Annotated in this window: 7 protein-coding genes; 2 read left to right on the top strand and 5 right to left on the bottom strand. The window is 72.0% G+C overall.

Annotated elements, in window-relative coordinates; genetic code table 11:
- The first annotated feature begins 1,629 nt into the window (after positions 1–1,629).
- Positions 1,630–2,214 (top strand): TetR/AcrR family transcriptional regulator, encoded by a 585-nt coding sequence (locus HUX53_RS30810; protein ID WP_176406728.1) that lies wholly within the window; start codon positions 1,630–1,632, stop codon positions 2,212–2,214.
- A gap of 1 nt (position 2,215) precedes the next feature.
- On the opposite strand, the gene HUX53_RS30815 is transcribed toward HUX53_RS30810, so the two are convergent.
- From HUX53_RS30815 to HUX53_RS30825, 3 genes are read right to left on the bottom strand one after another with little or no spacing between them, the layout of a single operon-like run.
- Positions 2,216–3,052, bottom strand: a complete 837-nt coding sequence (locus HUX53_RS30815) for a metallophosphoesterase (RefSeq protein WP_176406729.1) — start codon at positions 3,050–3,052, stop codon at positions 2,216–2,218.
- A gap of 33 nt (positions 3,053–3,085) precedes the next feature.
- Positions 3,086–3,562: an anthrone oxygenase family protein gene (locus tag HUX53_RS30820; protein WP_309237514.1), complete on the bottom strand. Its 477-nt coding sequence runs from the start codon at positions 3,560–3,562 to the stop codon at positions 3,086–3,088.
- Between the two features lie 29 nt (positions 3,563–3,591).
- Positions 3,592–4,431: an NAD(P)H-binding protein gene (locus tag HUX53_RS30825; protein WP_176406731.1), complete on the bottom strand. Its 840-nt coding sequence runs from the start codon at positions 4,429–4,431 to the stop codon at positions 3,592–3,594.
- Between the two features lie 82 nt (positions 4,432–4,513).
- Between HUX53_RS30825 and HUX53_RS30830 the strand changes: the two genes are divergently transcribed.
- Positions 4,514–5,449, top strand: a complete 936-nt coding sequence (locus tag HUX53_RS30830) for an AraC family transcriptional regulator (RefSeq protein ID WP_176406732.1) — start codon at positions 4,514–4,516, stop codon at positions 5,447–5,449.
- Positions 5,450–5,457: 8 nt separating this feature from the next.
- Here the strand turns inward: HUX53_RS30830 and HUX53_RS30835 are convergent, their stop codons facing one another.
- Both HUX53_RS30835 and HUX53_RS30840 read right to left on the bottom strand, forming a co-directional pair.
- Positions 5,458–6,360: an alpha/beta hydrolase gene (locus HUX53_RS30835; RefSeq protein ID WP_176406733.1), complete on the bottom strand. Its 903-nt coding sequence runs from the start codon at positions 6,358–6,360 to the stop codon at positions 5,458–5,460.
- A 44-nt stretch (positions 6,361–6,404) separates the two neighbouring features.
- Positions 6,405–7,802 carry a hypothetical protein gene (locus HUX53_RS30840; protein ID WP_309237515.1) on the bottom strand — a complete coding sequence of 466 codons (1,398 nt, stop codon included), beginning with the start codon at positions 7,800–7,802 and terminating at the stop codon, positions 6,405–6,407.
- Positions 7,803–7,910 lie beyond the last annotated feature (108 nt).

Below are 7,910 nucleotides of genomic sequence, written 5' to 3' on the forward strand. Positions count from 1 at the left end.
TTTTTTTTAATTGTACTGTGCCTTCCGGGGTCTCCACTTTCCTCTTCGTCGGCAGCGTCAGATGTGTATAAGAGACAGGGCATACGCGCGGCGGGGCGAGATCACGCCGGAGATGGAGTTCGCGGCGCTGCGGGAGGGCGTGCGACCGGAGTTCGTCCGGGACGAGCTGGCGGCCGGGCGGGCGGTGCTGCCCGCGAACGTCAACCATCCTGAGATCGAGCCGATGGTCATCGGCCGGAACTTCCTGGTGAAGGTGAACGCGAACATCGGGAACTCGGCGGTGGTCTCCTCGATCGAGGACGAGGTCGAGAAGATGACGTGGGCGACCCGGTGGGGCGCCGACACGATCATGGACCTGTCCACCGGGAAGGACATCCACACGACGCGGGAGTGGATCCTGCGGAACTCGCCGGTGCCGGTCGGGACCGTCCCGCTGTACCAGGCGGTGGAGAAGGTCGGCGGCGACCCGGCGGAGCTGACCTGGGAGGTCTTCCGCGACACGGTGATCGAGCAGGCCGAGCAGGGCGTCGACTACATGACCGTCCACGCCGGGGTGCTGCTGCGGTACGTGCCGCTGACGGCGCGGCGCAGGACGGGGATCGTGTCGCGGGGCGGGTCGATCATGGCGGCGTGGTGCCTGGCGCACCACGAGGAGAACTTCCTCTACACGCGCTTCCGGGAGCTGTGCGAGATCTTCGCCGCCTACGACGTCACCTGGTCGCTCGGGGACGGCCTGCGCCCCGGCTCGATCGCGGACGCCAACGACGAGGCGCAGTTCGCCGAGCTGCGCACGCAGGGCGAGCTGACGAGGATCGCCGCCGAGTACGGGAACCAGGTGATGAACGAGGGGCCCGGGCACGTCCCGATGCACAAGATCAAGGAGAACGTCGACCGGCAGCAGGAGTGGTGCGACGGGGCGCCGTTCTACACGCTCGGCCCGCTGACCACCGACATCGCGCCCGGCTACGACCACATCACCTCCGCGATCGGCGCCGCGATGATCGGCTGGCACGGGACGGCGATGCTCTGCTACGTCACGCCCAAGGAGCATCTCGGGCTGCCGGACCGCGACGACGTGAAGGCCGGCGTGATCGCCTACAAGATCGCCGCGCACGCCGCCGACCTGGCCAAGGGGCATCCCGGCGCGCAGGTGTGGGACGACGCGCTGTCGGACGCGCGGTTCGACTTCCGCTGGGAGGACCAGTTCAACCTGTCCCTCGACCCGGGCACCGCCCGCGCGTTCCATGACGCGACGCTCCCGGCGGCGCCGGCGAAGACCGCGCACTTCTGCTCGATGTGCGGGCCGCACTTCTGCTCGATGAAGATCACCCGGGACGTCCGGCGGTACGCCGACGAGCGCGGGCTGGACGGCGACGCCGCGCTCACCGCCGGGATGCGGGAGAAGGCCGCGGAGTTCCGGGCCGCCGGCGGGCGGATCCAGCTGCCCCTCTCCCCCGGCGCCTCCTGAGGTCGGCGCAGGTCCGCCGCGGTGGCGTCCGCGGCGGGCCGCCCCCTCCCGGCGCAGGCCGGGCGGGCCGGCGCGGCTAGTATCTAGGGACCGTTCCAAAGCCGCGGATCCCCCCGAATCGCCGCAGGCCCGTACCCGCCGGGAAAGGACCGACGACTCACGTGACCAGCGACGACACGCCGAAGGCCCCCGCCCGCGCGGTGCGCGCCGACGTGCGCCGCAACCGGGCGCGGCTGCTCGCCGCGGCCCGCGAGACGTTCCAGCGCGACGGCGCCGACGCGTCCCTGGAGGGCATCGCCCGCACCGCCGGCGTCGGCATCGGGACGCTCTACCGCCACTTCCCCACCCGCCAGCACCTCTTGGAGGCGCTGCTCGCCGGCGTCTACGAGGAACTCGCCGGGACGGCCCGCGACCTCCTGGTCTCCCCCGCTCCGGGCGAGGCGCTGATGACGTGGCTGCGGGCGTTCGTGTCCCAGGTCACGGTGTTCCGCGGGCTCGCGGCCTCGGCGGTGGTGTCGCTGCGGGACGAGCGCCCGGAGCCGTCGCCGTCGCGGCGGGCGATGTGCGAGGCGGGCGAGGCGCTGTTCGCCCGCGCGCAGCAGGCCGGGGAGGCGCCCAAGGACACGGCGTTCGCGGACGTCCTGTGGCTCACCGGCGCGATCGCGGCGGTCACCGAGCGGGAACCGGACGCGGCCGGCCGGCTGCTGTCGCTCGCCGCGGCCGGGATGGCCCCCGGAAACCGCTAGGTCAGCTCGTCTCCGGGACGGGCAGGATGGCGCGCGGGCCGCGCGGCGACCCGCGCCACTTGCGCCATTCGCGCGGGTAGCCGACCGACACCTCGATGTGCGGGACGTCGCCGGTCCAGATCGTCCGGGGGATGTGCAGGTGCCCGTAGACGACGGAGGCGGCGCGGAACCGCTCGTGCCAGTCGGCGGTGCGCTCGGTGCCGCACCACTGCGCGAACTCCGGGTACCAGAGGACGCGGGTGGGTTCGCGGACGAGTGGCCAGTGGTTGACGAGCACGGTCCGCGTCCCCGGCTCCAGCGCGGCCAGGCGCTTCTCGGTGTAGGCGATGCGGGCGTCGCACCAGGCGTCCCGCGTGGGGTGCGGGTCGGGATGCAGGTACACCTCGTCGGTGCACACGACGCCCGCCTCGTGCGCGACTTCGAGCGCCTCTTCCTTGGTGGACGTCCCGTCCGGCCGGAACGTGTAGTCGTAGAGGATGAACAGCGGCGCGATCGTCACCGGGCCGCCCTCACCGTCCCAGACCGGGTACGTGTCCTCGGGGGTCAGTACGCCCAGGCCGCGGCACATGTCGACCAGCCGCCGGTACCGGGCCTCCCCGCGCAGCTGGACGGGGTCATCCTTGATCGTCCACAGTTCGTGGTTGCCGGGGACCCAGACCACGGTGGCGTAGCGGTCGCGCAGCGTGCGGAGCGTCCACTCGACGTCGGCGAACCGCTCGGCGACGTCCCCCGCGACGATCAGCCAGTCGTCGCCGGACGCGGGCCGCAGCCCCTCGACGAACGCGCGGTTCTCCGGGAACCCCACGTGCAGGTCGCTGATCGCGTAGACGCCGCCCATCCAGAGATCGTAAGCCCCGCCCGCTCTTCGCGCTCAGTCGCTCTTCCCCCAGAAGTAGACGCCCAGGCTCATGGCGAGGACGCTCGCCCAGCTGAAGACCGCCCTGGCCGTGTTCCAGGCGGTCCAGCGGCCGGAGTAGTCCGACCAGGTCTTCGCCGCCTCGGCCGCGTCCTTCGGGATCGTCACCCCGTCCAGGTCGTTGTTCATCGGGATGTTCACCGCGAAGCTCGGGACGAGCGCTCCCACGAAGTACACGGCCGCCGCGGCGAAGAACAGGATCGCCGCCGACTTCTGGTCGAGCATCAGCAGCAGCACGCCCGCCACGGCCGCCAGTACCGGGACCAGCAGGAACATCGCCACGAACAGCGGGTTCTGGATCCTCTGGTTGATGCCCTGCATCGCATCGATCGCCGACTGCGGCCTCGCCGCGTTCAAGCCCGGCATCACGCCGGCCGAGAAGCCGAAGAACGTCCCGGCCATGCCGGCCGCCATGATGAGGGAAAGGGTCACCGAAACCCCCGCAAGCGCATTTCTCATTGTCACTCCGATTCCTTCCAGATGCCGGTGGCAGCGGCCTCTCGTGCGTACTCGGCGAAGTCGCGGGGCGCGCGGCCGAGCGCCCGCCGGACACCGTCGGCGGGCCGGGCGTTGCGGCCGTCGAGGACGGTCGTGAACAGGTAGGTCAGGAAGCCGATGACCTCGCCGGGGAGGCCGTGCTCCTTGAGGGCCGCCGCGTAGTCGTCCGCGCTCACCGGGACGAAGGCGATTTCGCGGTCTGCCGCGCGTCCGATCTCGGCGACGGCCTCGGCGAACGTGAGCGCGCGGGGACCGGTCACCTCGTAGGTCTCACCGGTGTGGCCGTCCTGGGTGAGCGCCGCGACGGCCACGTCCGCGATGTCGTCGGCGTCCACGAAGGGCTCGGGCACGTCGCCGGCGGGGAGGACGACCTCGCCTGCGCGGACGGGGTCGAGCAAGTAGTCCTCACTGAAGTTCTGCGCGAACCAGCTGGCCCGGACGATCGTCCATGCCAAGCCCGACGCCTGGACGATCCCCTCGCATTCCCGCGCTTCGGGTTCACCTCGCCCGGAGAGCAGGACCACGCGCCGCACGCCCGCCTCCACCGCCTTCGCCGTGAAGGCGGCGATGGCCTCGGGGGCGCCGGGCGCCGCCAGGTCCGGGTAGTAGGACAGGTACACGTTCCCGACGTCCCGCAGGACGGGCGCCCAGGTCGCCTCGTCCGCCCAGTCGAAGGCCGGCGACGCCGACCGCGAGCCCATCCGGACCGGGACGTCCAGGGCCTCCAGCCGCTCCACCACGCGGCGGCCGGTCTTGCCGGTCCCGCCGAGGACGAGGGTGAGGCCGTTCTCCGTATTCGTCATGCCTTTGAGTCAACAGCGAGGCGACTTCAGCGACCATCGTTGAGAAGCTCGCCTTCATACGCGAGCGTCTAGGCTGGCCGTCGTGGACGCTCTCACCGACCTCCTCGACGGGCCCCGCGCCCGGGGAGCGTTCATGCTCCGCTCGACCCTCGCCCCGCCCTGGTCGATCCGCATCCAGGACGAGGCGCCGCTGACCCTGCTCTCCATGGTCAGGGACGACGCGTGGCTCGTCCCCGACGACGGCGAGCCGCAGCGCGTCGGCCCCGGCGACATGGTCATCTTCCGCGGGCCCGACCCGTACACCGTCAGCGACGCCCCCGGCACCGAACCGCAGATCGTCATCCATCCCGGGCAGCGCTGCACCACCCCGGACGGGACGAGCCTGGCGGAGGCGATGGACCTCGGCGTCCGCGCCTGGGGCAACGACCCCACCGGGACGGCGGTCATGCTGATCGGCACCTACCAGATGCGCGGCGCCGTGACGCAGCGGCTGCTGTCCGCGCTGCCGCCGATCGCGATCGTCCGCGGAGACACCTGGAAGTCGCCGCTCGTCGACGTGCTCGGCGAGGAGATCGGCAAGGACGAGCCCGGCCAGGACATCGTCCTCGACCGGCTCCTCGACCTCCTGCTCATCGCGACGCTGCGGGCCTGGTTCTCCCGGCCGGACGCCGCGGCGCCCGGCTGGTACCGCGCCCACGGCGATCCCGTCGCCGGCCCCGCGCTGCGCCTCCTGCACGCCGACCTCGCGCATCCGTGGACGGTCGCGGACCTGGCCGCGAAGGTCGGGGTGTCCCGCGCCGCGCTCGCGCAGCGGTTCGCGAAGCTGATCGGCGAGCCGCCCATGGCGTACCTGACCGGCGTCCGCCTCGCGCAGGCCGCCGACCTGCTGCGCGAGAGCGACGCGACGCTCGACGCCATCGCCCGCCAGGTCGGCTACGGCACCGCGTTCGCGCTGAGCACCGCGTTCAAGCGCGAGCACGGCGCCAGCCCGCAGGAGTACCGCGCCCGCCGCGGCTAGCCGGCCGTTCAGCCCGCGGCGCCGAGGTGCTCGTGGAAGAACGCGGTCATGAGCGCGAGCACGCGTTCGCTGTCCTTGCCGTAGACGGCGAAGTGGTCTCCGTGCAGGACCTCCAGCCGCTTCGGGTGAAGGGCGCGCTCGTAGGCGGCGAACGCGAGGTCGCTGTGGGTGAGCATGTCCCGGTCGGCGACCACCATCAGCAGCGGCGTCGGCGTGATGCGCGCGATGTAGTCGCCCGGCTCGTACTCGGCCGTCATCTCCACCGAGCGCAGGGTGACCTCGTTGCGCCAGGTCTTCAGCCGCTCCGGCTCGATCGTGCTGTACCACTCGTAGGTCGGGCGGTCGGGCAGCGCGGCGAGTTCCCCGGGCGTCTCGGTGATCAGCGGGATCATCGCCGGCGCCTCGCCGCGGAACCGGGCGAGCCGGTCGGCGTCGAACGTCCGGCGGACCTCGGCGAGCGCCTCGGTGGGGATGAACCGCGACATGCTCGTCCCGCCGCTGATCACCGGGACCTGCGCGTAGACGCACTTCACCCGGCGGTCCACGGCCCCGACGACGAGCACGTGGCCGCCCGAGTAGCTGGACCCGAACACGCCGATCCGGTCGGCGTCGACCTCCTCGCGCGTGCACAGGAACGTGATCGCGTCCCGGTAGCCGCGGATCTGCGCCCAGGGGTCGACCTCCTGGCGGGGCTCGCCGTCGCTGGCGCCGAACGACGGGTGGTCGTACAGCAGGACCGCGAGCCCGGACGCGGCGAGCGCCTCGGCGATGTCGTCGGTGTACTGCTCCTTGACGGCGCCGTAGCCGTGGGTGACGACCACGGCCGGATGCGGGCCCGGGCACCCGTCCGGCGTGTAGAGCCAGCCTCGGAGCGTCGTTCCGGCGGAGTCGAACTCGATGTCGTGGCGCATTCCGGGTCCTTCCGGGGTCGGCGCGGCGGGATGTCCGTCCGCGGTCAGGGGGCCTGGTCGGCAGGGGGCGCGAACACGCCGCTCAGCGCGGCGGCGCAGGCCGCGGCGGCGGCCGTCTCGGCGAGGGCGTCGTCCACGGGGCCGCGCTGGATCAGCCAGTCCGCCTCGCGCAGGATCTGCACGTCGTGGTCGACGAAGACGACCGAGTTGCCGTCGGCCAGCAGGTCGCGCATCACACCGAGCAGTCCGTCGACGTTGGCCGGGTGCAGGCCGATGGACGGCTCGTCCAGGACATAGAGGACACCGGTGGTGCGGTTGCGGACCGCCCGGGCCAGCTGCGCGCGTTGCCGCTCGCCGGTGGACAGCGTGGCCCCGGCCCGGTCCAGCGCGAGATAGCCGAGGCCGAGCTCGACCAGGCGCCGCGCCATCTCGACCAGCGTGCCGGCCAGCGACCGGGCCATGTCCCGCATGTCGGCGGGAAGGGTGCCCGCGACGCCGGGGACCCACGCCAGCACGTCGTCCAGGGTCATCGCGGTGACCTCGGCCAGGTTCCGCTCCCCGATCCGAGGCGCCCGCGCGGCGGGGCTCAGGCGGCTGCCCCGGCAGTCCGGGCAGGTGCCCTCGCGCAGGAAGCGGCCGACCCTGGCCAGCCGCTTGTCGGTGTCGGCCCGCTTCAGCTCCTCGGTCACCGTCAGCCGCGCGTTGCGGAAGGTGAAGTCGAGGTCGTGGACCCCTTTCTTGCTGGTGACGGTGATGTGCTTCTTCTCCTCCGGCCCGTCCAGCACGATCTCCCGCTCGGCGTCGGTCAGCTCGCTCCAGGGCACATCGGTGCGCACACCGAACTCGCGTGCGATGTCGGGCTGGACGTTGAATCCGAACATCCGCCAGGGAACGACCGCACCGCCCTCCAGCGTCTTGGACGGGTCCGGGACCAGCGCCGCGTCGTCCACCGTGCGCACCACCCCAATGCCCTGGCAGCGGGGGCAGGCCCCGGTGGAGTTGAACGACAGGTCCTCCGCGCCCGGCGGATGCACCTGCTCACCGCAGACAGGACACGCGAACGCGACCTCCGCCGCCACATCGATCGTCGGCGGAACCCGATGACCGTTGGGACACACGTGCGAGGCCAGCCGCGAGAACATCAGCCGCAGAACGTTCAGCAGCTCACTGGAGGTACCGAAGGTGGACCGCACGCCGGGCACACCGGGACGCTGCCGCAACGCCAGCGCCGCGGGGACATGCTCCACCGAGTCCACCGCCGCCCGCGGCGCCTGCGCCATCCGGCGGCGAGTGTAGGTCGACAGCGCCTCGATATACCGGCGCGACCCCTCGGCGTACAGCACGCCCAACGCCAGCGACGACTTCCCCGACCCGGACACGCCCGCGATCCCGACCAGCGAACGCAGCGGAACATCGGCATCGACGCCCCGCAGATTGTGCACCCGAGCACCCCGAACCCTGAGACAGTCGGGCTGGGTAGAACTCATGCTCCCCCTGGGTGATGTCCCGCCAACGACTCCGAACGCCCCCTACCCCCCACGCCAACCAGC

The sequence above is a fragment of the Actinomadura sp. BRA 177 genome (assembly GCF_013372625.1).
GTDB lineage: Bacteria > Actinomycetota > Actinomycetes > Streptosporangiales > Streptosporangiaceae > Spirillospora.

Coding starts and splice junctions, on each gene's coding strand:
- HUX53_RS30815 (WP_176406729.1), bottom strand. CDS start 3,052: ATGGGCGGCGTCTACGCGATCAGCGACCTGCACGTGGGGTTCCCGGAG.
- HUX53_RS30825 (WP_176406731.1), bottom strand. CDS start 4,431: ATGACGAATACGGAGAACGGCCTCACCCTCGTCCTCGGCGGGACCGGC.
- HUX53_RS30835 (WP_176406733.1), bottom strand. CDS start 6,360: ATGCGCCACGACATCGAGTTCGACTCCGCCGGAACGACGCTCCGAGGC.